1 protein-coding gene is annotated in these 412 nt (G+C 40.8%); it reads left to right on the top strand.

The window, feature by feature from the left end; genetic code table 11:
- Positions 1-412: HYR domain-containing protein (locus HC175_RS19510; RefSeq protein WP_168139788.1), on the top strand; the 412-nt coding region annotated here is incomplete at both ends.

The following is a 412-nucleotide window of genomic DNA, read 5'->3' as shown; positions in this document are numbered from 1 at the left end:
TGGGGCCACTACAGATTCAGGAAATGGACAAGTAGGCAATCATTCTTTTAATATAGGTTCCACAACTATAACTTATACTGTTACCGACGCGGCAAGTAATACTGTTACCGGCACTCTTGCTGTAGACATAGAAGATAAAGAAGATCCAGAAATCAGTCTTGGAAATGCTATTTCTACAACTACAGATGCAGGGCAATGCACTGCTTCAATAACCATCCCTGATGCAAGCTTCAGTGACAACTGTAGCGGCAGCAGCATTAGCTGGGTCATGAATGGGGCTACTACAGAGTCAGGAAATGGACAAGTAGGCAATCATTCTTTTAATATAGGTTCCACAACTATAACTTATACTGTTACCGACGCGGCAAATAATTCAATTACTGGAACTCTTGTAGTAGCTATAGAAGATAAA

The sequence above is a fragment of the Salinimicrobium oceani genome, from assembly GCF_012037645.1.
This window is presented reverse-complemented; position numbering and strand designations above follow the sequence as displayed.